Origin of the sequence: Paenibacillus chondroitinus NBRC 15376, assembly GCF_004000765.1 — a bacterium.
Classification (GTDB): Bacteria; Bacillota; Bacilli; order Paenibacillales; family NBRC-103111; genus Paenibacillus_E; species Paenibacillus_E chondroitinus.
The window spans coordinates 12,987-36,904 of the sequence record NZ_BILW01000015.1; the positions used below are offsets into that span (position 1 = coordinate 12,987).

At 46.6% G+C, this 23,918-nt stretch carries 23 protein-coding genes and 1 tRNA gene; 22 read left to right on the top strand and 2 right to left on the bottom strand.

Annotated elements, in window-relative coordinates; translation table 11 throughout:
• The first annotated feature begins 100 nt into the window (after positions 1-100).
• The 3 genes from PCH02S_RS17695 to PCH02S_RS36720 all read left to right on the top strand — a co-directional run bounded on the left by PCH02S_RS17695 (position 101) and on the right by PCH02S_RS36720 (position 816).
• On the top strand, positions 101-457 hold the full coding sequence (locus tag PCH02S_RS17695; protein WP_127455270.1) for a hypothetical protein: 357 nt from the start codon (positions 101-103) through the stop codon (positions 455-457).
• Positions 458-503: 46 nt separating this feature from the next.
• Entirely contained in the window at positions 504-617 is a 114-nt protein-coding gene (locus PCH02S_RS17700) for a DUF4023 family protein (RefSeq protein ID WP_082562468.1), read from the top strand.
• A 70-nt stretch (positions 618-687) separates the two neighbouring features.
• Complete coding sequence (locus PCH02S_RS36720) at positions 688-816, top strand: hypothetical protein (protein WP_258567559.1); 129 nt, start codon at positions 688-690, stop codon at positions 814-816.
• A gap of 386 nt (positions 817-1,202) precedes the next feature.
• Here PCH02S_RS36720 and PCH02S_RS17705 read toward each other — a convergent pair.
• Positions 1,203-1,276, bottom strand: a tRNA-Arg gene (locus tag PCH02S_RS17705).
• A gap of 173 nt (positions 1,277-1,449) precedes the next feature.
• On the opposite strand from PCH02S_RS17705, the gene PCH02S_RS17710 reads away from it, so the two are divergent.
• The 6 genes from PCH02S_RS17710 (at position 1,450) to PCH02S_RS17735 (ending at position 8,014) form a co-directional block, all read left to right on the top strand.
• Positions 1,450-2,349, top strand: a complete 900-nt coding sequence (locus PCH02S_RS17710; protein WP_164819609.1) for a hypothetical protein — start codon at positions 1,450-1,452, stop codon at positions 2,347-2,349.
• Positions 2,350-2,459: 110 nt separating this feature from the next.
• A complete protein-coding gene (tig, locus tag PCH02S_RS17715; protein WP_127455272.1) occupies positions 2,460-3,761 on the top strand; it encodes a trigger factor in 1,302 nt (433 codons plus the stop codon).
• 199 nt (positions 3,762-3,960) lie between these two features.
• The gene (gene clpP / locus PCH02S_RS17720; protein ID WP_127455273.1) at positions 3,961-4,551 is read left to right on the top strand and encodes an ATP-dependent Clp endopeptidase proteolytic subunit ClpP; all 591 of its coding nucleotides are present in this window, start codon (positions 3,961-3,963) and stop codon (positions 4,549-4,551) included.
• Between the two features lie 12 nt (positions 4,552-4,563).
• Positions 4,564-5,832 carry an ATP-dependent protease ATP-binding subunit ClpX gene (clpX, locus tag PCH02S_RS17725; protein WP_127455274.1) on the top strand — a complete coding sequence of 423 codons (1,269 nt, stop codon included), beginning with the start codon at positions 4,564-4,566 and terminating at the stop codon, positions 5,830-5,832.
• 98 nt (positions 5,833-5,930) lie between these two features.
• Positions 5,931-7,028 carry a flavodoxin-dependent (E)-4-hydroxy-3-methylbut-2-enyl-diphosphate synthase gene (gene ispG / locus PCH02S_RS17730; protein WP_127455275.1) on the top strand — a complete coding sequence of 366 codons (1,098 nt, stop codon included), beginning with the start codon at positions 5,931-5,933 and terminating at the stop codon, positions 7,026-7,028.
• A 164-nt stretch (positions 7,029-7,192) separates the two neighbouring features.
• Positions 7,193-8,014 (top strand): divergent polysaccharide deacetylase family protein, encoded by an 822-nt coding sequence (locus PCH02S_RS17735; protein ID WP_407670093.1) that lies wholly within the window; start codon positions 7,193-7,195, stop codon positions 8,012-8,014.
• Here PCH02S_RS17735 and PCH02S_RS17740 read toward each other — a convergent pair.
• Positions 7,998-8,690, bottom strand: coding sequence for an N-acetylmuramoyl-L-alanine amidase family protein (locus PCH02S_RS17740; RefSeq protein ID WP_164819610.1), 693 nt, complete (start codon positions 8,688-8,690; stop codon positions 7,998-8,000). The genes PCH02S_RS17735 and PCH02S_RS17740 overlap by 17 nt on opposite strands.
• A 155-nt stretch (positions 8,691-8,845) precedes the next feature.
• On the opposite strand from PCH02S_RS17740, the gene lonB reads away from it, so the two are divergent.
• The 13 genes from lonB to hemE all read left to right on the top strand — a co-directional run bounded on the left by lonB (position 8,846) and on the right by hemE (position 23,917).
• Positions 8,846-10,564: an ATP-dependent protease LonB gene (gene lonB / locus PCH02S_RS17745; RefSeq protein WP_174806792.1), complete on the top strand. Its 1,719-nt coding sequence runs from the start codon at positions 8,846-8,848 to the stop codon at positions 10,562-10,564.
• A 148-nt stretch (positions 10,565-10,712) separates the two neighbouring features.
• A complete protein-coding gene (lon, locus tag PCH02S_RS17750) occupies positions 10,713-13,058 on the top strand; it encodes an endopeptidase La (RefSeq protein ID WP_127455279.1) in 2,346 nt (781 codons plus the stop codon).
• 23 nt (positions 13,059-13,081) lie between these two features.
• Positions 13,082-13,750, top strand: a complete 669-nt coding sequence (yihA, locus tag PCH02S_RS17755; protein WP_127455280.1) for a ribosome biogenesis GTP-binding protein YihA/YsxC — start codon at positions 13,082-13,084, stop codon at positions 13,748-13,750.
• Between the two features lie 244 nt (positions 13,751-13,994).
• Complete coding sequence (locus PCH02S_RS17760; protein WP_127455281.1) at positions 13,995-14,582, top strand: non-ribosomal peptide synthetase module; 588 nt, start codon at positions 13,995-13,997, stop codon at positions 14,580-14,582.
• A gap of 326 nt (positions 14,583-14,908) precedes the next feature.
• Positions 14,909-15,316, top strand: coding sequence for an adenosylmethionine decarboxylase (speD, locus tag PCH02S_RS17765; RefSeq protein ID WP_127455282.1), 408 nt, complete (start codon positions 14,909-14,911; stop codon positions 15,314-15,316).
• A gap of 118 nt (positions 15,317-15,434) precedes the next feature.
• Positions 15,435-15,971: an S-adenosylmethionine decarboxylase gene (locus PCH02S_RS17770; protein WP_127455283.1), complete on the top strand. Its 537-nt coding sequence runs from the start codon at positions 15,435-15,437 to the stop codon at positions 15,969-15,971.
• A 156-nt stretch (positions 15,972-16,127) separates the two neighbouring features.
• The gene (gene hemA / locus PCH02S_RS17775) at positions 16,128-17,531 is read left to right on the top strand and encodes a glutamyl-tRNA reductase (RefSeq protein ID WP_127455284.1); all 1,404 of its coding nucleotides are present in this window, start codon (positions 16,128-16,130) and stop codon (positions 17,529-17,531) included.
• 33 nt (positions 17,532-17,564) lie between these two features.
• Entirely contained in the window at positions 17,565-18,398 is an 834-nt protein-coding gene (gene ccsA / locus PCH02S_RS17780) for a cytochrome c biogenesis protein CcsA (protein WP_127455285.1), read from the top strand.
• Between the two features lie 2 nt (positions 18,399-18,400).
• Complete coding sequence (locus tag PCH02S_RS17785; RefSeq protein ID WP_164819611.1) at positions 18,401-19,132, top strand: precorrin-2 dehydrogenase/sirohydrochlorin ferrochelatase family protein; 732 nt, start codon at positions 18,401-18,403, stop codon at positions 19,130-19,132.
• 13 nt (positions 19,133-19,145) lie between these two features.
• Entirely contained in the window at positions 19,146-20,093 is a 948-nt protein-coding gene (gene hemC, locus PCH02S_RS17790; protein WP_127455287.1) for a hydroxymethylbilane synthase, read from the top strand.
• Between the two features lie 5 nt (positions 20,094-20,098).
• Positions 20,099-21,631, top strand: a complete 1,533-nt coding sequence (cobA, locus tag PCH02S_RS17795) for a uroporphyrinogen-III C-methyltransferase (protein ID WP_127455288.1) — start codon at positions 20,099-20,101, stop codon at positions 21,629-21,631.
• A gap of 28 nt (positions 21,632-21,659) precedes the next feature.
• Entirely contained in the window at positions 21,660-22,655 is a 996-nt protein-coding gene (hemB, locus tag PCH02S_RS17800) for a porphobilinogen synthase (protein ID WP_127455289.1), read from the top strand.
• 197 nt (positions 22,656-22,852) lie between these two features.
• Entirely contained in the window at positions 22,853-23,917 is a 1,065-nt protein-coding gene (gene hemE / locus PCH02S_RS17805; protein WP_127455290.1) for a uroporphyrinogen decarboxylase, read from the top strand.
• Position 23,918 lies beyond the last annotated feature (1 nt).

Genomic DNA, 23,918 nt, shown 5'->3' on the forward strand with positions numbered 1-23,918 from the left:
CCAAGAATAGCGAGAAATGTCATCGGATAGATTTTGTGTTTTAAATCCAAGCCTGTTATTATTAATGAATTATTATTACTAAACAGTAAAGGTGATGGCCATGAAAAAGAAACATTCCAAAGCACAAATCGATTATCTAGCCTCCAGAGAGCATTTTTTGCAAATTAGTAATCAAGCGGATAAACGGATTGCCGATTTGAAAGAGGCGGGCCAAGAAGTCGGACAGGCTGAAATGGAAGATATCATTGAACGCGTTGGCCTGCACCGTGCCTATAATGAACTGACGCAAGCGGAGAATTTACTGATTAATTGGACGCAAATCGCCATTAAAACAGAGCCTGAATTCATTGCAAATCGCAGTAATTTCGAGGAACTCTATGAAAGAGTCAAAACAGATGCAGAAGCTAGAGGCGCTCTTCTAAATTTAGCCATGCGTTTAAATCTTGACCTTGCGTGACATTCTAAAGGGGTAGTGCCATTCTTTCTTCAGGAGGCGAATGCTCATGGATAGTCATTTCATTAGCAAGCTGCACGACAAGCAGAGGAAAGCCGCGAAGAATTTCAGGACACAAGGTGACGGTCAGCCAGGCAGTAACTTGCCTCACAAGAAGCACTAAAGTCTAATGGCATTAACAAGAGCCTGTAGAGGTCACTCTACGGGCTCACCTTACTAGGAGGGAATTCATCATGGGCAAAAAAAGTATGAAACAAAAAGCGCAAAGCACGATCGATCATTCGAAGCAATCTTCACGCGTGCAGTCTAATTTGGATTCAACTGAGCCTGGCCATCATCAGCCGAATCGGCCTTCTGTGTAGGAACGGATTTGTATTTTAAAATAATGCTTCAAAAAGCCGCAACCGTGGGTTGGCGGCTTTTTCTATTTAGAGGAACTACGGGCCACTATTCTAGCAAATTCAGCCCATTTGAGCGTTCAGCGGAACTACAGGGCCTTATCTGACCGCCTTATCCCGTTTTCTTTAAGAAAACGGATAAATAGAGGCCCACAGTTCCCCTCCGCGCGAAAAAGGGCATATTTCGATGAAATAGCGACCTGTAGTTCCCTTCGTGCTTGTTAAGAGCGCCAAGCAATAGCAGCAAATTTCATTGGGGGGATTGCTCCATACAAATAGAGGGGTAAGCTTCGCTTACCCCTCAAACAAAAAAAGATCGCGAAATCTCGCGATCTTCTCTCCTTGCAATACGTCCCAGGAGGGATTCGAACCCCCGACCGCACGCTTAGAAGGCGTGTGCTCTATCCAGCTGAGCTACTGAGACATGGACCTCTTCTTACCTAGCAGCGTGTAGCTGTTTGGCGAAGCAAGAGTTATATTATCATATCTTTTTAAGAGAAGTCAACACTTGTTTTAAAATTATTTTGCAATCACCCGAACAATCAAGTAAACTGTCACCAGCAGACCATGATTTCTGAGGTGATCCACATAACCGAGTTGTCGATGAATAATGTTATTCTTTTCCCGAAAACAGAGCAATATTACGAAGAGGAACTTACCAGGTTTCTAAAAAACGAACAGTATAGCGATGCTCTTCAACTGCTGACATTTCTGCTTCAATTTCCAGCTGCGCAATCGGATAAGATCGAGCAGTGGGAAGCATTGCGGATTTGGCTCCAAACCATGTTTCCAGAAGAGCTATTCCCTATGCCGAGTCCATCGGAAGAGGATTTAGAGGAAGAAGAGGATTTATTAAGGCAATACATACATGAGAAGTCGTCAGATGATGGGGCATACGCCTTGAAGCTGCTGGACTTGCTCAAAGAAGGTAATTTGGAACAGCAGGTAAGCAGTCTTGAACAATTGGGTTTTATCGATCAACCTGGTATAGGCTCGGCTATCAAAGAATGGCTTAGCGAAAAGCCGCGGCACCCGCATATCCAGTTCAAGGCGCTGCAGGCGCTTAAGCAAATGGGGGAGCAAGGATTCATTGAGTTTCCCAAAAACGGGAACATGATTGCCGTCCAGATCGAGGAAACACCGCTATGCCCGGAGGATTTTCCATCCCAAATTCGTGATATGATTCGCAGAGTCGGGGATATTAGTGAAATAAGCCAGCCGGATTTTGTTTATTTTGCCAAACAAACTTGGCAGGAATTTTTGGCCTATGCCTACGGAACAGCCATCTACTCAGACTTGCTGAAAGCCGAAGAGGGCGCCGTTGACGTATGGGCATCCGCCTTGCACGCGATTTTGCAAGAACGATTATTTGGTTCTGTTAACCGAGAGGAATTGCTAGATAATTACGGGATTGTAGGGTCGATGGCGCTGCAATGGAAGCGGGCGCATCTCGTGCTGCAGGCGTTTGTGAAGCAGTTTAACCCTGATCCGTTTTAGGGGCGAAAGGTCGCCTTGAAATGAATTTGTTATATGTTATAATAGAATGGTTATAATGAGCGTAACGTGAAAATATGTCATCGTACATTTTTGGAAGGGGAAAGCATAAAATGAAAGCAAGTTGGGAAAAAATAGAGAAGAACGTAGGCGTTCTTGAAGTGGAAGTTGGCGCAGAGCGCGTCGCAGATGCATTGGATAAAGCTTTCAAAAAAGTATCCGCGAAAGTAAATGTACCAGGTTTCCGTAAAGGGAAAGTGCCACGTTCAATCTTTGAAGCTAAATTTGGTGTAGAAAGCCTATACCAAGATGCACTAGACATCATTTTGCCTGAAGTTTACGTACAAGCGATTGAAGAGGTTAAAATCGAGCCTGTGGATCGTCCGGAAGTAGACGTAGAGCAATTCGGCAAAGGACAAGTTCTTAAATTCAAAGCGAAGGTTACTGTTAAACCGGAAGTAACGCTTGGCGATTACAAAGGCATCGAAGTTGAAGCTGTAGATGCTAACGTAACGGATGAAGAACTGGACAGCGAGCTTTCCCGTCTGCAACAACGTCATGCTGAATTGGTTGTTCTTGAAGAAGGACAAGCAGCTAACGGCGATGTAGTTGTTCTTGATTTCGAAGGTTTCGTTGATGGCGAAGCATTCGAAGGTGGAAAAGCAGAGAAGTACTCCCTTGAGCTTGGCTCCAACTCCTTCATTCCAGGGTTCGAAGAGCAGCTTGTAGGACTTGGCAAAGGCGAAGAGAAAGATGTTAACGTTTCTTTCCCTGAGAACTACCACTCCGAAGATCTGAAAGGCAAAGCGGCTGTGTTTAAAGTGAAAATTCACGACATCAAACGCAAAAACTTGCCAGAACTTGATGATGAGTTCGCTAAAGATGTGAGCGAGTTCGACACGCTTGTTGAGTACAAAGAAGAATTGAAAAACCGTCTTCAAGAGCGCAAAACAAAAGATTCAGAAGCTGCTCTGGAAACAACTGTTGTTGATAAGGCTGCGGCTAACGCTGATGTTGAAATTCCAGCATCCATGGTAGAAGCAGAACTTGATGTAATGGTGAAAGAATTCGAAAGACGTCTTCGCTCCCAAGGCATGACGCTTGAGATTTACTTCCAGTTCTCCGGTCAAAACGAGAGCGTGCTGAAAGATCAAATGAGAGAAGATGCTGAGAAGCGTGTTCGTAACAACCTTGTTCTTGAAGCCATTGCAGCTGCAGAAAACATCACAGTATCCGACGAAGAAGTTGACGCGGAACTTGAGAAATATGCACCATCCTACCAAAAATCAACGGCAGAACTTCGTGAGCTGTTTGCTTCTAACGGCAGCCTAGAGGGTCTGAGCAATGATCTTGTGATTAGAAAAACGGTTGACTTCTTGCTTGAAAATAGCAAGCATGTTTCCGCAGCAGTATAAATAAGGTAAGTAAAGGCACGTACGTAAGCAACGTGCCTTTCTTTTACCCTATTTTAGCCACAAACTGCCTACAAACATAAGAAATTCATTGAATACATAGCAGTCTTCTGAAAAAATGACTTTGCTGCTCAAACATGTTAAACTGTTACTGAATCCCAATTTGGAAAACATGGCTTTGGCCACAAAAGGAGTTGGTACAATGAGTCTTATTCCTATGGTTGTTGAACAAGAGGCACGTGGGGAACGCTCTTACGACATCTACTCGCGTCTACTTAAGGACCGCATTATTTTCATTGGGACTGCCATTGATGATGATGTGGCTAATTTGGTCATTGCCCAGCTGCTTTTTTTATCTGCTCAGGATCCCGAAAAGGATATCCACTTATATATCAACTCACCAGGTGGATCTGTAACAGCTGGAATGGGTATCTTCGATACCATGCAATTTATTAAACCGGATGTATCTACGATTTGTGTAGGTATGGCCGCAAGTATGGGTTCCTTGCTGTTAACAGCGGGTGCCAAAGGCAAGCGATACGCGCTGCCGAATGCTGAAGTTATGATTCACCAACCGCTCGGCGGTGTAAGAGGTCAAGCGACCGATATTAAGATTCACGCGGATTGGATTATCAAAACGAAACAAAAACTCAACCAGATTTATGTGGATCGTACGGGACAGCCGCTTGAAAAGATCGAAAGAGACACCGACCGAGATAACTTTATGAGCGCTGAAGAAGCGAAGGCATACGGGTTAATCGACGAGGTTATCACTCGAAACGACTTGAAATAAAGGAGTGATCCCATGTTTAAATTTAACGATGAAAAAGGCCAACTCAAATGTTCCTTTTGTGGAAAATCCCAAGACCAAGTTCGCAAGCTTGTTGCAGGTCCGGGAGTTTACATTTGTGATGAATGTATAGAGCTTTGCACGGAGATTGTAGAAGAAGAACTAGGTCATGAGGAAGAACTGGATCTGAAGGATGTTCCGAAACCGAAGGAAATCCGCAACATTTTGGACCAGTACGTCATCGGGCAAGAACAAGCGAAGAAATCACTTGCTGTAGCGGTTTATAATCACTACAAGCGTATCAATTCGCAAAATAAACTGGAAGATGTTGAGCTTCAAAAAAGTAACATCGTTCTTCTAGGACCAACAGGAAGCGGTAAAACACTTCTTGCACAAACGCTTGCCAAAATCTTGAATGTTCCTTTCGCTATCGCGGATGCAACTTCATTGACGGAAGCGGGTTATGTTGGGGAAGACGTTGAGAACATTTTGCTCAAACTGATTCAAGCTGCAGATTACGATGTGGAGAAAGCAGAACGCGGTATTATCTACATCGATGAGATCGATAAAGTAGCACGCAAATCCGAGAACCCGTCTATTACTAGAGACGTTTCTGGTGAAGGCGTTCAGCAAGCTTTGCTCAAGATTCTTGAAGGTACGGTTGCATCAGTTCCTCCGCAAGGCGGACGTAAGCACCCTCATCAAGAGTTTATTCAAATCGATACAACCAACATTCTGTTTATTTGCGGCGGAGCTTTTGATGGTCTAGAGCAAATTATTAAACGCAGAATCGGTAAAAAAGTGATCGGCTTCAGCACAGACGGAGCTAAAGTAGATTTGAAACCGGGTGAGTACCTGTCCATGGTACTTCCAGAAGATCTGCTCAGATTCGGATTGATTCCGGAATTCGTAGGCCGTCTGCCGGTTATCTCTACCCTGGAGCCGCTGGATGAAGCAGCACTGGTACGTATTCTTTCCGAGCCGAAAAATGCGCTCGTGAAACAATACCAGAAGATGCTCGAAATGGATAACGTTTCACTCGAATTCGACGCAGAGGCGCTTGACGCCATTGCGAAAGAAGCGATTAAACGGAATACCGGCGCGCGCGGTCTGAGAGCAATCATCGAAAGCATTATGCTTGACGTGATGTTTGAAGTCCCTTCAAGAACCGATGTCTCTTCTTGTGTAGTCTCTAAGGAGACTGTTCAGAACAAGCTAACACCTGTGCTGACAACGAAAGACGGTTCACAAGCGTCAGGTAAGAAAAAAGAAGAAAGTGCGTAACCCATAATTTCATTAACGAACACACAGCCTCCAATCCGGTTTCCTTATACAGGAAATTGGAGCGGAGGATGTTTGGTGTCATGGGGAGAGAAACCATAATGTTCCATAGAAAAGACACGCGGCCCGTTCGAGTAGGCGATCTGACCATCGGCGGCAGCAATGAAGTCATCATGCAAAGCATGTGTACGACGAAAACAGCGGATGTAAAAGCCACTGTTGCTGAAATTCTTCGTCTGGAAGAAGCAGGCTGCCAATTGGTTCGCGTAACCGTGAACAATAAGGAAGCCGCTGAAGCGATTAAAGAAATTAAGAAACAGATCCATATTCCGCTAGTTTCCGATATTCATTTTGACCATCGTCTAGCGCTTGCTGCAATTGAGAACGGGATCGATAAAGTGCGGATTAACCCGGGCAATATCGGTCGCCGCGAGAAGGTTGAAGCGGTAGTTAAGGCTTGTAAAGAGCGCGGGATTCCCATCCGAATCGGTGTGAATGCAGGTTCGCTGGAGAACCATCTTCTGGAGAAGTATGGTTATCCGACGCCGGAAGCTATGGTGGAAAGTGCCTTATTTCATATCAACATTCTAGAAGAATTAGATTTTCAAGATATCATCGTCTCTCTCAAAGCTTCTGATGTACCGATGGCGATTGCCGCTTATTCACAAGCTGCGAAAGCTTTTAACTACCCACTTCACCTTGGTATTACGGAAGCGGGAACGCTCTTTACGGGCGCAGTGAAAAGTGCCGCGGGTATTGGAACGCTTCTCAACATGGGCATCGGGAACACGCTTCGTATTTCGCTTAGCGCGGATCCGGTTGAAGAGATTAAGGTGGCACGTGAGCTTCTCAAAACGTTCGGGTTAATTACGAACGCAGCAACGCTGGTTTCCTGCCCGACTTGCGGACGTCTTGACATTGACTTGTTCTCGATCGCTAACGAGGTAGAGGACTACATTGCCAAGATTAAGGTGCCAATTAAAGTATCTGTTTTAGGTTGTGCCGTAAACGGTCCTGGAGAGGCTCGTGAGGCAGATATCGGGATTGCAGGTGCTCGTGGTGAAGGCATGCTGTTCCGCTATGGAGAAATGATCCGTAAGGTGCCGGAAGCCGAATTGCTCGATGAGTTGAAGAAAGAAATTGATATCATCGTCAAAGCCTATGAAGAAACAGGCGTCATTCCTGGTCGTAAGCACTAATTTTTATTTAACATAAGCAAAGCCGTTAAGAACCCTTGTAAGGGATCTTGACGGCTTTTTGTTATTCAGCGCACGCATATTTGGGGCGCAAGAGAAGCATAATGAGAGAACTGGAAAGCTTGCTCAATTCACGCAAGTTTTACTATGGATGAAGGAGAATGACCATGATTTTGTTAAAAAAGAACGCTGCAACACGCCGAATTTCCTTGGCAGTTACGATGGGGATTTCGCTGTTCCTGCTGCCCGTACATTCCGGCGCTGCTGATAGCCTGAACCCCAATCAGCCTGTTGCTGAATCCAAGACGAAAAAGGTAGCCATTGTCATTGATGACTTTGGCAACAATATGGACGGCACCACCGAAATGTTGAATTTGCCCATCCCATTCACAGTAGCTGTGATGCCATTTCTGCCCTCTACCAAGCAAGACGCTCAACTAGCGCATGATAAAGGCCATGAGGTTATCCTGCACCTGCCTATGGAACCTGTACGAGGTAAGAAAAGTTGGCTTGGCCCTGGAGCCATTACTACGGACTTATCCAGCGATGAGATTCATAAGCGGATCGTAGCGGCGATAGAGGATGTCCCTTATGCGATAGGCATCAATAATCATATGGGCTCTAAAGCGACAGCCGATGAAAGAGTCATGAATATTCTTGTGGACATCTGCAAAGAGAAAAATCTTATTTTATTGGACAGCCGCACGACACCGCATAGCTTGATTGGGAAATTGGCGGGACAGAAGGGCGTTCCATTTTCAGAAAATCAGCTGTTTTTTGACGACCTCTATACCTACAGCCACATCAGCAATCAGATGGTAAAGTTTAAGAAGTTTGTGAAAGACAGAGATTTGGTCATTGCAATTGGACATGTTGGCCCTCCAGGCAAGAAAACAGCTCAAGTCATCAAAGAGGCCATTCCAACGATTCAAAAGGAAGCAACCTTTGTTCCTCTTTCGCAAACGGTGAATCTTAACGCGAGAAAGTAGAATTATTGACCATTCCAAAGTATTCATCCACAGCCCGGGCAACGGCGTCCGCGAGTTTGGCTTGATGGTGAGAGCTATTCAACAGTTTGCGATCGGTTTTATTTGAAATAAATCCGAACTCCACGATAACAGCCGGGTATTTGGTATTTCGGAGCACATAGTATTTTTTTCCGAGAATAGGCAGTTCCTTCGAGCCATACACACGATTAAGAGAGTTTTGCAGCAAATTGGCAAACAGGATACTTTCGGATCGATTTTGGTGAAAAACAAGAGGTCCTCGCCGATTTGGTTTGCCTGACCAGTTAATATGCATGCTGAGCATCATTTTAGGCTTAATCGTGTTGGCTATTCCGGATCGCTGTGCCAAATCTTTGCGATGTCTTCCTCCATAGGACCATTTATTATCTTGGCTCAAGGCATAATCATTGGTTCGGTTGATAATGACACGGTAGCCTTTTTTCTGAAGTAATTTGTAAGTCTTTTTAGAAATTGCTAAGTTCATATCTTTTTCTTGGTATTTGCCGTATCTAGCTCCGGAATCAACGCCGCCATGGCCTACATCAATAATGATATCGGCATAAGGGAGCAGGGGGTTTCCTGCAAAAGCATAAGCATCAGAGCCTGCTGCTGCGAGGAGGCACAGAAAAAGAAGGACGATTGTCAATAAGCGCTTCAAAATGCCACATCCTTTTGCATGAAAGGTCATCTCTTATCCTTCTTCATAAAGGGAGCTTACATACATCATTCAAAAGTTTGCATGGATTGGATTAACCTTCTTTTACACGGGAATAATGGAAGTTATCGCTAAGGTTTTACTAAGGAGGCATGACAATGAGTCTAAGTATTATTTTAATGGTAATTCAAGTGTTTTTTGCGGTTGTTATCGGGCTGTATTTCTGGAATTTACTGCGTAACCAACAGACGAATCGGACTGCTGTCGATAGAGAATCCAGAAAAGAATTGGAGAAGCTCAGAAAGCTTAGATCCATATCACTGACAAAGCCGTTATCGGAGAAAACGAGACCTTCCTCCATGCAGGATATCGTTGGCCAAGTGGAAGGCTTGAAGGCTTTGAAAGCCGCTCTGTGCGGTGCTAATCCACAGCATGTTCTCATTTATGGCCCTCCGGGTGTCGGTAAAACGGCAGCTGCCCGGGTCGTTTTGGAAGAAGCGAAGAAAAATCAGGAATCTCCTTTCCGAGCGGATTCTAAATTTACGGAGATTGATGCGACAACAGCTCGCTTCGATGAGAGAGGAATTGCCGATCCCTTAATCGGTTCTGTTCACGATCCGATTTATCAAGGTGCAGGCGCAATGGGCGTTGCGGGAATTCCGCAGCCGAAGCCAGGCGCCGTGACCAAGGCGCATGGGGGCATCCTGTTCATCGATGAAATCGGTGAATTGCACCCAACGCAAATGAACAAATTATTAAAGGTGCTGGAAGACCGTAAAGTATTTCTTGAGAGCGCGTATTACAGCTCGGAAGATACGAATATTCCAGGTTATATCCATGATATATTTCAAAATGGCCTTCCTGCGGATTTCCGCTTAGTGGGGGCTACGACCCGTACGCCAAGCGAGATTCCACCGGCTATTCGATCACGGTGTCTGGAAATCTTTTTTCGCCCTCTTTTACCGGAAGAAGTTGGAGAGATTGCACGCAAAGCTTTGGATAAGATTGGCTTTAAGAAATGCGAAGCTGCCGTCGGGGTTGTCATGAAGTATGCAACGAACGGCCGGGAAGCTGTGAACGTTATTCAACTTGCAGCCGGTATCGCTTTATCGGATAAAAGAGATGAAATTACGGCTTCCGACATAGAATGGGTTGTAAATTCATCACAAATTCCTCCCAGACCTGAACGCAAAGTACCTGCCCAACCGCAAGTTGGATTTGTTAACGGGTTAGCTGTTTATGGTCCTAATTTGGGTACCTTGCTTGAGATTGAAGTATCAGCTATTCCGATTGCCGTCGCAGGTACAGGGAAATTCAACATCACAGGTGTGGTGGATGAAGAAGAAATGGGAGGAGGATCACGGACGATTCGCCGAAAAAGCATGGCTCGCGGCTCTGTAGAAAACGTGCTGACAGTCCTTCGCAAGCTCGGATTCAACACTTCCGATTATGATCTGCATATTAACTTCCCCGGTGGTGTGCCGATTGACGGGCCTTCTGCCGGTATTTCAATGGCAACAGCTATCGCATCTGCGATACACAGGATTCCTGTCGATAACAAACTGGCCATGACCGGTGAAATGAGCATACATGGGAAAGTCAAGCCGGTAGGCGGCGTAGTCGCGAAAGTAGAGGCGGCCTTCCAAGCTGGAGCAACCAAAGTCATCATCCCGAAGGAAAATTGGCAGGAGATGTTTGCCGATTTACCAGGGGTAGAGGTCGTTGCTGCGGAATCCATCGAGGAAGTTTTGAGTGCTGCGCTGGGAATTGAACTTCATGACAATGTCATTCCTTTGCCTTTTGCCGCAGAAAGAACAATTGCCTCATCGACATTGCCGATTCTGCATGCGAATTCACAGCATACGATTGATTCCTAAATTCAGCTGCAATTACCTTACATGCCGCGTTAGGTGCCAATTGGTGTTTTCTGTGCAGTTTTGATAAAATGTAAAGGGCAACGGATGAATACAATAATGAGAGACTTTGAGCAGGGCTCAGAGCTCCCTATATATGGAGGTGCAGAGGATGGGACCCGGAAAAATCAAGGTGCGCAGATTGCCGCTATTGCCTCTAAGGGGACTGCTGGTTTATCCGAGCATGGTTCTACATCTGGATGTAGGGCGGGAAAAGTCGGTTAAAGCATTAGAGCGGGCAATGGTGGATGACAGCATGATACTCCTCTGCTCTCAATCTGAGATCAACATTGAAGAGCCTTCCAAAGAAGATATTTATCGCATCGGGACTATTGCTAAGGTGCGGCAAATGCTGAAGCTGCCGAATGGAACGATTCGTGTCTTGGTAGAAGGCGTGTTGCGTGCTGAGATTGTAGAGTACCTCGTGAATGATGAATACTACGAAGTGACGGCCAGAGAGCTGCCTGAGCAAGAAATAACGGATCCAGAGATCGATGCGCTGATGCGTACCGTTCTGAACCAATTCGAGCATTATATCAATTTATCTAAAAAGGTGACACCAGAGACGCTCGCGGCTGTATCCGATATCGATGAGCCAGGCCGTTTAGCTGATGTCATCTGCAGTCATTTGTCGCTCAAAATCAAGGATAAGCAAGACATTTTGGAGACCGTGGATGTGCGTGAGCGGCTTGAGAAAATGCTGAATATTCTCAACAATGAGCGAGAAGTGCTTGAACTGGAGCGCAAGATCAGTCAACGTGTCAAAAAGCAGATGGAAAAAACGCAGAAGGAATACTACCTTCGCGAGCAGATGAAAGCGATCCAGAAGGAACTTGGCGATAAGGAAGGCCGCGCAGGCGAAGTCGATGAGCTGCGGAGTCAATTGTCGGAAGCTGAGCTGCCTGACAAGGTTCGCGAGAAGGTCGAGAAAGAAATCGACCGTCTGGAGAAAATGCCGGCAACTTCTGCGGAAGGTGGCGTCATTCGCAACTATATTGATTGGCTGCTGGGGCTGCCTTGGTCCAAATCGACCGTAGATGATCTTGATTTGAACATCGCCGAGGAAATTCTCAATGAGGATCATTTCGGGCTTGAGAAACCGAAGGAACGCGTGCTGGAGTACTTGGCTGTGCAGAAGCTGGTCAAAAAGCTGAAAGGTCCTATCCTTTGTCTGGTGGGACCGCCAGGGGTCGGTAAAACGTCCATCGCCCGCTCTATCGCAAGATCCATGGGCAGACAGTTTATCCGCATCTCGCTCGGCGGTGTCAGGGATGAAGCGGAGATCCGCGGCCATCGCCGCACGTATGTTGGAGCTATGCCTGGCAGGATCATCCAGGGGATGAAAAATGCCGGAGCCAATAATCCCGTTTTCTTATTAGACGAAATCGATAAAATGGCCATGGATTTCCGCGGTGATCCTGCATCGGCGCTGCTGGAAGTTCTGGATCCCGAGCAAAATAGCACTTTTAGTGATCATTTCATTGAAGTTCCGTTCGACTTGTCCAACGTCATGTTCGTCACAACCGCTAATGCCGTTCACAATATTCCGCGTCCTTTGTTAGATCGGATGGAGGTTCTGTACATCCCGGGCTATACGGAAATTGAGAAAATGCAGATAGCCAAGAAATATTTGCTGCCGAAGCAAAAGCGAGATCATGGATTAGAGGAAGATCAACTTGTCGTTGATGACGCAGCGTTGATGAAAATCGTCCGTGATTACACTAGAGAAGCCGGTGTTCGTAATTTAGAGCAGCAAGTTGCCGGGATGAACCGGAAGGCAGCCAAAAAAATCGTGTCCGACCCCTCAACGCCGGTGCATGTAACGGAAGAGAACCTGAAGGACTACTTGGGTCCAGTTAAGTTCCGGTACAATGTAGCGGAAGAGAAGGATCAGATCGGAGCGGTCACAGGGCTTGCCTGGACGGAAGTCGGCGGGGATACGCTGGTAATTGAAGTGACCGTGATGCAAGGCACAGGCAAGCTGACGCTGACAGGTAAGCTCGGAGATGTTATGAAAGAGTCCGCACAAGCAGCATTCAGCTATACGCGAACACGCGCTGATGTGCTTGGGATTGCTCCTGACTTCCACGAGAAGAATGACATCCATATCCACATTCCGGAGGGGGCGATACCCAAAGATGGCCCTTCCGCCGGGATAACGATGGCAACCGCCTTGATTTCGGCTTTGACGAATATCCCGGTTTCCCGCTCAGTTGCAATGACGGGCGAAATCACACTTCGCGGCCGCGTGCTGCCAATCGGGGGACTGAAAGAAAAGGCGCTCGCTGCACATCGTGCTGGTATACGTACCATTCTGCTGCCTCAGGATAATGAGAAAGATATCGTCGAAATTCCAGAAAGTGTCCGCGATGAGATGACCTTTATACCGGTCAGCCATATGGATCAAGTGCTCGAACATGCACTTGTGAAAAATAGGCCGCCAGCTCACGTCGGATAACCATAGAAAGTAGTTGAACATTCTTGAAAGTCAATCAAGCTGAGTTCGTTATCAGTGCGGTTGGACCTAGCCAATATCCAGAGGATGCCTTGCCGGAGATTGCTCTGGCAGGGCGTTCTAATGTCGGGAAATCCTCGCTCATTAACTGCTTGATCTCCCGCAAGAACTTGGCTAGAACCAGCTCCCAACCGGGTAAAACCCAAACACTGAACTATTATAAAGTAAATCAGGACTTATATTTTGTTGATCTTCCCGGTTATGGTTACGCCAAAGTATCCAAAACAAAAAGAGAACAATGGGGAAAATTCATTGAGAATTACTTATTGAACCGTGAAACGTTGCGTCTTGTCATGCAGCTGGTGGATTTAAGACATCCGCCTTCCAAGGATGACCAAGCGATGTATGAATGGTTAAGACATAACGATGTGCCTGTTCTCGTGGTTGCAACGAAGGCAGATAAGATTCCCAAAAGCCAATGGGCCAAACACCTTAAAATTGTGCGAGAAACACTGGGAATGGATAAAGGCGTTCAGCCTCTGATGTTCTCTTCTGAGCTTACGCTCGGGAAGGACGAGCTGTGGGGGATTTTGGAGCAAGCTATTGCTTATGGAGAGCCGGAAGTCGAAGCAGCTGAAGCCCCGGCTGGAACGATAGAAACAAACGAAGAAGTAATCCAGCGAGAACCGTCCTGATTCAAAGGGCGGTTTTTTGCGTATATGAGAGCAAGATGCCAAAAGAGAGAGGAAATCAAGAAGAAGCATACAGGAAAGTGAGGTTTTCTAGGGAAAATTTACTGGCATTCCGTATTTCCTTGGTTTTTTCAGAATATTTGGCGGATTATCATGAAATGCACGCAGGAATATTCATGCCGCTTGTAGTATAATAATAAACAAGGTAATTGTTCATTGCTTGAAAACAAAGAATCGAGGGATTTTTATGGCACAAAGGTTAGCGACTGAATATGTCAAGACCTGCCTCCAGTTAACAGAAGCCGAGATGTTCAGGTTTTTTCAAATGTTCGTGGACCATCAAGTGACTTTGCAAGTGAAGGTTTTGGAAAATGGCAATCAAGAAGTTGTTTTTCAAGATGGTGCAGGTCAAGAAATTGTCCTTTCATTTGAGAAGAAATCGGGCCTATATGAATGTACAGGATCCTGCAGATTAAGTAATACTTTACTGGCTAATTTAATGCGAAAAGCTGTATCGGAGTTCAAAGGAAGCGCGACGGTAAACCGAATTTATTCCAGCTATACCATGGTATACTACTATGAGCGCGGCACTGTTGTGAAGATTGAAGAAGTTAAAGGGCAATTGATAACGGTCATTTATGAGTTCCGAGATACCATTGGCCTCATGCAGGAAATGTTCCAAAAGAGAGAAGTCGAACAAGAGATCGAAATGATCTACGACCAAATTAATCATCTTCTCGACTTGCGCAATATGGTGCAGGATCAAGGAGAACACCAGCAGATCGACACTCGCCTCAATGAGCTCACACATCGTTTGTTTATTTTGGAGGCTTAACAACCACATATACATGCAAATGGAAGACCCGATTAAGGGTCTTTTTTGTGTCCAAATTACGACTTTTTGAGCCGAATGAACAAGTTAAACGCCTTCTACATAGATTAGATATTGCGTGCTCGGAGGAGAAGGGCTTTGGCAAAAAAAACTATTGCATTTCTCGTCGATAGATGTTATTTTTATTCTCGTTGAAACAATATAGGAACCAGGATTCACTCAGGACATTGAATGTTGCGAGAGATAATACCCTCGGGAAGTGAATGACGTAGGTCCTAGCGGATGAAATTTTTACACACATTTTATTCCTAGGAAGGGGGAACCGAAAGATGGAAACTGAATACTCAACTTTCGGAAGACACGTTGCTGTAGATACTTGGGGGGTAGATTTCGAACTTCTGAACAATGCAGAATGGTTGCAGGCTCAGATGGTAGAAGCTGCCGAGGTATGCGGAGCAACCGTACTATCTGTACAATCCAAGCAATTTGAACCACAAGGAGCAACTGTACTTGTTATGTTGTCCGAGAGTCATCTCTCCATTCACACTTATCCTGAGAGAGGTTTTGCCGCGCTTGACTGTTATACTTGCGGTGAGACAGTGGACCCTCAATTAGCAATTGATTTTATGGTATCCGTATTGAAACCAGAAACATTCCATGCGAAGAAACTAGTTCGCGGAATGGGTGAATTGCAAGTAGAAACTCCTGAAATTAAGCTAGCAGAGCTTGTGAAATAAGGTTCTGCACATAACAATAACGATGGCCACGGAGAAATCCGTGGTTATTTGTTTGTCCTTCTTCCCATACAATGTTATTGCGGCACATGTCCAATAAGGGAAGCGGGGAGTTAGCGCAGTGAGACGAAAATTAACGAGAAAAGCAGTCCTGTACAGTATTGTTCTGTTTCTCATCATTTGGCCCATCTATCAGCTGTCACAAATGCTTGGCCATCATAAAGAAAAACATGACGCCTCCCATCTGCTGTATCAGGTTTCGTTATTTCAGATGGAGCTGTTAATGAGCTACCTGGAGGAAGCCGCGCAAAGCAAAACGACAGATGAGCTGGCGGCGAGCCAGCAGGCCTTATACTCAGCGGGCTATACGCATGAACGTCTTGTACTAGCGGCAGGGGGATCGGATTATCTCACCCCCATGTCCAGCATGATACAGTTATCGCAGTACTTGCAGCGTCTCCAGATCGGCGGTGAACGGGCACTAAAGCCTGATGAACTGCAAACGCTCAAAGAAGCGGGGCTGCAATATAAAAGCATGTATGAGATATATGAGAAAATCATGGCCTCCAATGGAGATATTGTGTCTTCCCAAAACACGAAACTGGCGGAGCTCGATAGCAATTTAACGGCTTTTCTCCGCAAAAAACTGCTTCAATAAATGGGCTTCTTGCCAATTCAGGTATAGGCGAGCCGAATGCTGTTAAAACTAACGAGCATAGCGAAGCATTCATAATTTATTCAAAAATTTTGTCGGATTGAATAGTTTGCTGTGCTATAATGTTCATAGAAAATAAAAGAAGGGCAGGTGGTACACTTGCATATCGTAACAGTTGGTCTTAATTATCGAACAGCTCCAGTTGAAATTCGCGAGAAGTTTGCTTTTTCCGAACAAGATTTGCCGATCGCATTGGCGGAATTGAAAGAAACAAAAAGCATCTTGGAATGTGTAATTGTCGCCACCTGCAATCGCACGGAAATTTACGCCGTTGTGGATCGACCACAGATGTGCAATCATTATTTAACACATTTTATTGAGCGGTGGTTCCAAGTTCCCAAGGCTCAGTTTCAGAAACATTTATATATGCATGAAAATGAGAAGGCGATTGAGCATTTATTCCGCGTAACCAGCGGTTTAGATTCTATGGTGATAGGGGAAACCCAAATTCTAGGACAGGTCAAAGAAGCTTTTTTATCGTCTCAAAAAATGAAAGCGACGGGTTCATATTTCAACACGTTGTTTAAGCAATCCGTTACTTTAGCCAAAAAGGCGCATTCCGAAACGGGCATTAGCAATAATCCGGTTTCTGTTTCTTATGCTGCTGTGGAGCTCGGTAAGCGGATTTTTGGTACATATAACAATAAAACTGTTATGATTATCGGTGCCGGGAAGATGAGCGAACTCACGGTTAAGCATTTGTATGCGAACGGGGCTAACAAAGTTATCGTCGTTAACCGTACATTTGAGCGTGCAGCCGAGTTAGCGGATAAATTCAACGGTATTCCGTGCACCATGGACAAAATGGCATCGTATTTGCCTGAGGTGGATATTATTATCTCCTCGACAGGTGCTCCGGGTTATGTTTTAACCAAAAATGATATTCAGTCTTATGTCCAAAAGAGAAAATCGCGCCCGCTGTTCATGATGGATATTGCCGTGCCTCGTGATTTGGATCCGCAAATTAGCGAACTGCCGAACGTGTTCCTTTATGATATTGATGATCTGGAGCATATCGTTGATAAGCATTTGCAGGAGAGAAAGAAAGAAGCCGCCAAGATTGAGACGATGATTGAAACGGAAATCGGTGTGTTTGAACAATGGACAAAGACACTTGGTGTAAGTCCGGTTATTAACGCTCTACAGGCGAAAGCCAGCCAGATTCACGAAGAAACGATGGAAAGCATGCTGAATAAGCTGCCTGATCTCGATGAGCGTGAAATCAAAGTGATCCGTAAATTAACCAAGAGCATCGTGAACCAAGTGCTGCGCGACCCTATCCTGCGTATTAAGGAAATGGCGGGAGAACGCCATGGGGAAGAAGCGCTGGACCTCTTCACGAAATTATTTGCCCTGGAAGAGACATTAGAACAACAAGAGCAAGCCAATCAATTAGCACAAGAGCTGGAAGCCGGGCAGAAAGCGCAGGAAGCGAAACAGCTTCTGGAAGAGAAACTGTCCGTACGCGGCTTACAAACCGCGGACATTCTGGCAAAATCTTGAGAATAAAGGCGCTAATCGCCTGGGAGAGGTGCCATGGTAACTCGTAGCTGGTTGTTTGATGCGATGATTTATATGTATGCCCTGAGCCTATTGTTTTACTTTTCGGATTTCGCGAATGCGAACCGAAGCGCAAAACGGATGGGGACGGGGCTCCTTTTATTTGTATGGGTCCTGCAGACCGCGTATTTAGCAATTAATTTATACAATCATTTAACAGAATGGGCATTTGCCGGAACAGACGTCCTGTTTATGTTTTCATGGTTGATCGTGTCTATTTCCTTGCTGGTCAACCGATTTTTCCGAATCGAATTGTTCGTATTTTTTGTTAACGTTTTTGGTTTCGCCATACTCGCCTTAAACATATTTGGAAACCCGAATGTCATGCCGATCAAAGCCGGTTGGGACGTCAACGATGAGCTCTTATTTATACATATTTCCCTAGCGATCGGCAGTTACGTGGCATTTTCCATTGCAGCAATCTTCTCTTGCATGTATGTGTTTTTACACAATATGTTAAAGGCTAAAAAGTTTTCTCAAACCGTAATGCGATTGCCTTCGCTTGAGAAAATCGAGCATTATACGTATTTTTCCGTCATTATCGGGGCTCCATTGCTGCTAATGGCGTTAAGTCTTGGCGTGGTTTGGGTTGTCCTGGAGGGGAATCACAATTTGCTCTATGATCCGAAGGTGATTAATTCATTTTTTGTGCTCGCCGCCTATGCGTTCTATTTATTTCAACAGAAGTCGATGCGGATTTCCGGCTACAAATTAGCCGCTTGGAACCTGGCTGCTTTTTTCATTGTCGTGGTTAACTTTGTTGTTTCCAATTTAGTTTCCGGTTTTCACGACTGGATATGGAGTTATTGAACATGAAGTACCCGTACCCAATTATGGTGAATCTCGCGGGAAAGCAATGTTTGGTAATTGGTGGTGGACCTGTTGCTGAACGTAAGGTTTTCTCATTGCTCGAAGCTGGGGCTCGCGTGACGATGATCAGCATGGAATTCACGGAAGGATTAGTCGAACTGGCGAATCATTCGGCAGTAGTCCTGCACAGGCAGACGTTTCATCCGTCTATGATGACCAGTGAAGAATTTATGCCTTTTACACTGGTAGTTGCGGCAACTAACAGCCCTGAAGTAAATGCACAAGTCTATGAATTTGCAACGGCGCAGGGGAAGTTGGTCAACGTGGTGGATCAGCCGGAGCTTAGCTCGTATATACAACCATCAGTTGTACGAAGAGGGAAGCTGGTGATTGCCGTTTCAACCGGGGGAGCAAGTCCTTCGGCATCACGTAAAATCGCTCGGGAACTGGATAACAATTACGGTGAGGAATACGCCATTTATCTTGATTTTCTCAGCGAAGTACGGCATCTCGTTCAAAGTAAAATAGCGGACAAACAAGCTAGACAACGCATGTTCAAAGAAATGCTGGACTGGGACGTGTTGGACAAAATTCGCGACGGTTCGTTCAACAGTTGGAAGGACAAGCTTTACTTGGCGATAGAAAGAGGACCTTGGCCGAATGGATTAGCAGGTCAAGTGGATACAGACCGGCCTTCATGGTCAACGATTACAGATTTCGGACAGCGAGTTTAGGAGGCGGGTAGAGATGAGAACCATTATTGTAGGTACTAGACAAAGCGCACTAGCGTTAACCCAAACGGGGCAGGCGGTAGAGCTCTTAAAGCAGCTGGCTGCGGAGCACGGGATTGACTGTCAATTTGAAATTAAGAAAATTGTCACGAAGGGCGACCGTATTTTGGACGTAACTTTATCCAAAGTAGGCGGCAAGGGGCTGTTCGTCAAGGAGATCGAACAGGCGCTTACGGACGGCGAGATCGACATCGCTGTCCATAGCATGAAAGATATGCCCTTCGAGCTTCCTGAAGGGCTTGTGGTCGGAGCGATACCGAAGCGTGAGGATCCGCGCGATGCGCTTATCACACGCGGATACGGCTCCCTGCAGGAGCTGCCGCAGGGCGCGCTTGTAGGGACCAGCTCGCTGCGCCGTGCCAGCCAGCTGCAGCATCTTCGCCCGGACCTTCGCATCGAGTCGGTCCGCGGTAACATTGATTCGAGACTGCGCAAGCTCGATGAAGAGAACTTCGATGCGATCATGTTGGCCGCAGCCGGTTTGCACCGGATCGGCTGGCAGGATCGCATCAGCGCGTACTTGCCGCCCGAAGAGTGCCTCCCTGCCGTCGGGCAGGGCGCGCTCTGCATCGAGTGCCGGGGCGGCGATGCTTTCGTGATGGACCTGCTGGGCAAGTTCCAGCATGAGCCTACTGCGCTCGCGGTGCGGGCAGAGCGGGCATTCCTTGGCAGACTCAACGGAGGCTGCCAGGTGCCGCTCGGCGCTTACGCGAGCGTAAGCGAAGAAGGCAGCGGATCCGAAGGGCCGCTGCTGACGCTGACAGGCATGGTCGGAACGCCGGATGGCGCGACCATGCTGAAGGAAACGGCTTCCGGGCGTGATCCGGAAGCGCTTGGCGAACTTATCGCAGGCAAGCTGATTGAACAAGGCGCTGAACGTATCCTAGCCGAGGTAAGGGAGTGAGCCACTTGAACAAGGGAAGAGTTTATCTCGTTGGCGCAGGTCCTGGCGACCCTAAGCTGATCTCGGTTCGTGGTTTGGAAGCCATTCAGAAAGCAGATGTCATTGTCTATGATCGTTTGGCGAATCCCCGTTTACTCAAGCATCGCAGACCGGATGCTGAGCTGATCTTTGTCGGCAAGCTTCCGGACAAACATATTTTAAAGCAAGAAGAAATCAATCATTTACTCGTAGATTTGGCTTTGCAAGGCAAGGTCGTGACGCGTCTAAAGGGAGGCGATCCCAGCGTTTTCGGACGTGTGGGGGAGGAAGCGGAGCTGCTTGCGGAGCACGATGTGACTTACGACATCATTCCGGGTATTACGTCTTCCATTGCCGTTCCGGCTTATGCGGGAATTCCAGTCACACATCGCAATTTCACGTCGTCTTTCGCGATTATTACGGGTCACGAGTATCCCAATAAAACGTATTCCGGTCTGGACTGGGAGCATCTGGCCAAAGCAATCGGCACGATGGTCTTCTTAATGGGTGTTGCGAATCTCGAACAAATCAGCCGTGAATTAATACGCTGCGGCAAGCCCCCGGAAACGCCGGTAGCATTGGTCAGATGGGGGACGTGGGCTGATCAGGCAACCATCACAGGCACGCTCTCCGACATTACGGAGAAGGTGAGAGCAGCTGAATTCAAATCGCCTGCTGTCATTATTGTCGGTGAAGTTGTGAAGCTGCGTGAGAAGCTGGCTTGGGTCGAGAAGAAGCCGTTGTTTGGCCGTCGAATTTTGGTGACACGCGCCAGAAGCCAAGCCAGCGAGCTGGTTGATCTGATCGATGACCTTGGCGGAGAAGCTGTCGAGTTCCCGGTGATCAAGCTGCAGCCGCCAAGTCGTCCTGAAGCCCAGCAAGCATTGGACGAGGCTTTGGACGAACTGGATACTTACGATTGGATTTTATTGACCAGTGTGAACGGGGTGGAGTTTTTCTTCAACCGGTTGCGCGAGCGGAAGATCGATGTTCGCAGAATGGGCAATGCCCGCATTGCGGCAGTTGGTCCCAGAACGGCTGAGGCGCTTGCTGAGCGAGGCATTATCGCCGACGTACTACCAAGCAAATATCAGGGCGAAGGCATGCTGGAGGCCATTCAGGCTGATCTGATAGCGGGTCAGAAGGTCCTGCTGCCAACAGCCGATTTGGCACGTGATTATTTACCTGCTAAGATGCGTGAGCTTGGTTTGCAAGTGGCGGAAGTTGATGTGTACGAGAATGTGCTCACAGCGGATGACGGAGATGAAATCATTCATCTGCTGCAAAATCATAGCATTCATATTATTACTTTTACGAGCTCATCCACCGTTACGAATTTGATTGAAGCCTTGAAGCAGCTTGGCGTTGAAGAACCTTTATCTCTGCTGCAAGGTGTTGAAATTGCCTGTATCGGACCCAAAACCGCAGAAACGGTACGTCAATATGGACTGCCGATTACGTATATGGCTGAAGAGGCCACTATTGCTTCACTTGTTCAAAGCATGATTCAACCTAAATAATGGCATTAAAAAAGGAGGCGGAATCCTCATGAGTTTCCCCATTGTTCGTAATCGCCGCTTACGCGGTAATGCAGCTATTCGTAATTTAGTTCGTGAAAATCAGGTGACCGTCAATGACCTGGTACAGCCTATTTTTGTAACCCATGGCACGAACGTCAAGTCCGAAATTGCTTCTATGCCTGGCGTTTACCATTTGTCATTAGACATGCTGAAAGCCGAAATTGACGAAATTACATCGCTTGGTATCCAAGCCATTCTTCTGTTCGGAGTTCCCGACTTCAAGGATGCAAAAGGCACGTCCGCTTACATGGATGAAGGTATCGTGCAGCAAGCAACGCGTTTTATCAAAGAATTGAACCCGAACTTGCTCATTATTGCAGATACTTGTCTGTGCCAGTTTACAGATACAGGGCATTGCGGTGTCATTCACCATCATCCGATTACAGGCGCAGCCGACGTTGCGAATGATGCCTCCCTTGAGCTTCTGGTCAAAACGGCGGTTTCCCAAGCAAAAGCCGGAGCCGATATTATCGCCCCATCGAATATGATGGACGGTTATGTTCAGGCGATCCGTTCCGGATTGGACGAAGCGGGTTATGAAAATACACCGATCATGGCCTACTCGGTGAAATATGCGTCAGCATATTACGGCCCGTTCCGGGATGCTGCACATTCCACACCGCAATTTGGCGACCGCAAAACGTATCAGATGGATCCTGCGAACGGAAGAGAAGCGCTGCGTGAAGCGGAAAGCGATGTTGTAGAAGGCGCTGACTTCTTAATGGTGAAGCCGGCTCTTGCCTACATGGACGTCATTCGCATGCTCAAAGATAATTTCGACCTGCCGGTCGTAGCTTATAATGTGAGTGCCGAATACTCCATGATTAAGGCTGCTGCCCTGCAAGGATGGGTTAATGAAGAGGCGATCGTGATGGAAACGATGCTAAGCTTTAAACGCGCCGGTGCCGATATTATCCTGACGTACTTTGCCAAAGATATTGCCCGTTATTTGAAAAACAGCTAATTTTAAAAGTTGGAACCATCCACCCTAGAAGGCGCAGACGAGCAGTTTCCAGAGGAAATTGAACCGTTGCCACACCTAGTTGCGGGTGGTTCTTTTGTCATACATTTGTCGCAAAACGTAAGCTTACGTCGGTTGTGACAGGGGTATAATTAGGGCATAATGAATGAGAATAGATGGAAACCAGAGGAAGGTGCCTCATGAGCTACAACGACAATTTTATTAAAGCGTGCCGGAAAGAACAGGTGGATACGCTGCCGGTATGGTACATGCGCCAAGCCGGTCGTTACGATCCGGATTATCGGAAAATTAAAGAAAAGTTCACTCTGCTCGAGATTTGCAAACAGCCGGAGCTTGCTGCAGAAGTTACGATGATGCCCATTAAGAAGCTTGGTGTTGATGCGGCAATTTTATATTCAGACATTATGAATCCCGTTGCTTCACTTGGGATCGATTTTGATATTGTCAAGGATGTTGGTCCAGTTATTCATACACCGGTTCGTACGGCGCAGGATGTTGAACGTTTGCGTCCTATTGATGTGGACAAGGACTTGTCCCATATCATTGAGACGATCCGCATATTAGACAAAGAACTTGAAGTTCCGCTGATTTCATTCGCCGGAGCGCCATTTACGATTGCCAGCTACTTGATTGAAGGGAAGCCATCCAAGAGCTACATTCGTACGAAGCAGCTTATGTACTCTGAGCCTGCCGTTTGGTTTGCGCTGATGGATAAACTTGGTGACATGGTGATTACTTATTTGAAATCCCATATTGCCGCAGGTGCGAAGGCTGTTCAAGTATTCGATAGCTGGGTAGGGGCGCTGTCTCCTGCAGATTTTCAAGTGTATGTTTTACCCACAATGGAGCGGATTTTCAAGGAGCTGTCTCACTTGAAGGAGCCGAAAATCTATTTCCCAGGCGTGAGCTCAGGCGAATTACTTCCGTATTTGCACAATCTGCAAGCGGATGTCATTGGTTTGGACTGGCGGATTCCGATCCCGGTAGGACGTGAGCGGGTAGGCGAGCGTTTCGCAGTGCAAGGCAACCTGGATCCTTATATCCTGACGGCTCCTATGCATGTCATCGAGCAGCAGGCGAAAGCGATTATGGATGAAGGCATGAAGAAGCCAGGTTATATTTTTAACCTTGGACATGGGTTGTTCCCGGAAGCGTCGCTGGAAAAGCTCAAAGATTTGACGGCATTCATTCATGCGTACTCGCATTCCGTGTTAACTCAACAAGCAGAAAAGAGTGGTGTTTAGG

Coding starts and splice junctions, on each gene's coding strand:
- ccsA (WP_127455285.1), top strand. CDS start 17,565: ATGGTAACTCGTAGCTGGTTGTTTGATGCGATGATTTATATGTATGCC.
- PCH02S_RS17785 (WP_164819611.1), top strand. CDS start 18,401: ATGAAGTACCCGTACCCAATTATGGTGAATCTCGCGGGAAAGCAATGT.
- clpP (WP_127455273.1), top strand. CDS start 3,961: ATGAGTCTTATTCCTATGGTTGTTGAACAAGAGGCACGTGGGGAACGC.
- PCH02S_RS17760 (WP_127455281.1), top strand. CDS start 13,995: ATGGCACAAAGGTTAGCGACTGAATATGTCAAGACCTGCCTCCAGTTA.
- hemE (WP_127455290.1), top strand. CDS start 22,853: ATGAGCTACAACGACAATTTTATTAAAGCGTGCCGGAAAGAACAGGTG.
- PCH02S_RS36720 (WP_258567559.1), top strand. CDS start 688: ATGGGCAAAAAAAGTATGAAACAAAAAGCGCAAAGCACGATCGATCAT.
- PCH02S_RS17695 (WP_127455270.1), top strand. CDS start 101: ATGAAAAAGAAACATTCCAAAGCACAAATCGATTATCTAGCCTCCAGA.
- clpX (WP_127455274.1), top strand. CDS start 4,564: ATGTTTAAATTTAACGATGAAAAAGGCCAACTCAAATGTTCCTTTTGT.
- speD (WP_127455282.1), top strand. CDS start 14,909: ATGGAAACTGAATACTCAACTTTCGGAAGACACGTTGCTGTAGATACT.
- ispG (WP_127455275.1), top strand. CDS start 5,931: ATGTTCCATAGAAAAGACACGCGGCCCGTTCGAGTAGGCGATCTGACC.
- hemC (WP_127455287.1), top strand. CDS start 19,146: ATGAGAACCATTATTGTAGGTACTAGACAAAGCGCACTAGCGTTAACC.
- tig (WP_127455272.1), top strand. CDS start 2,460: ATGAAAGCAAGTTGGGAAAAAATAGAGAAGAACGTAGGCGTTCTTGAA.
- hemB (WP_127455289.1), top strand. CDS start 21,660: ATGAGTTTCCCCATTGTTCGTAATCGCCGCTTACGCGGTAATGCAGCT.
- PCH02S_RS17700 (WP_082562468.1), top strand. CDS start 504: ATGGATAGTCATTTCATTAGCAAGCTGCACGACAAGCAGAGGAAAGCC.
- PCH02S_RS17735 (WP_407670093.1), top strand. CDS start 7,193: ATGATTTTGTTAAAAAAGAACGCTGCAACACGCCGAATTTCCTTGGCA.
- lonB (WP_174806792.1), top strand. CDS start 8,846: ATGAGTCTAAGTATTATTTTAATGGTAATTCAAGTGTTTTTTGCGGTT.
- lon (WP_127455279.1), top strand. CDS start 10,713: ATGGGACCCGGAAAAATCAAGGTGCGCAGATTGCCGCTATTGCCTCTA.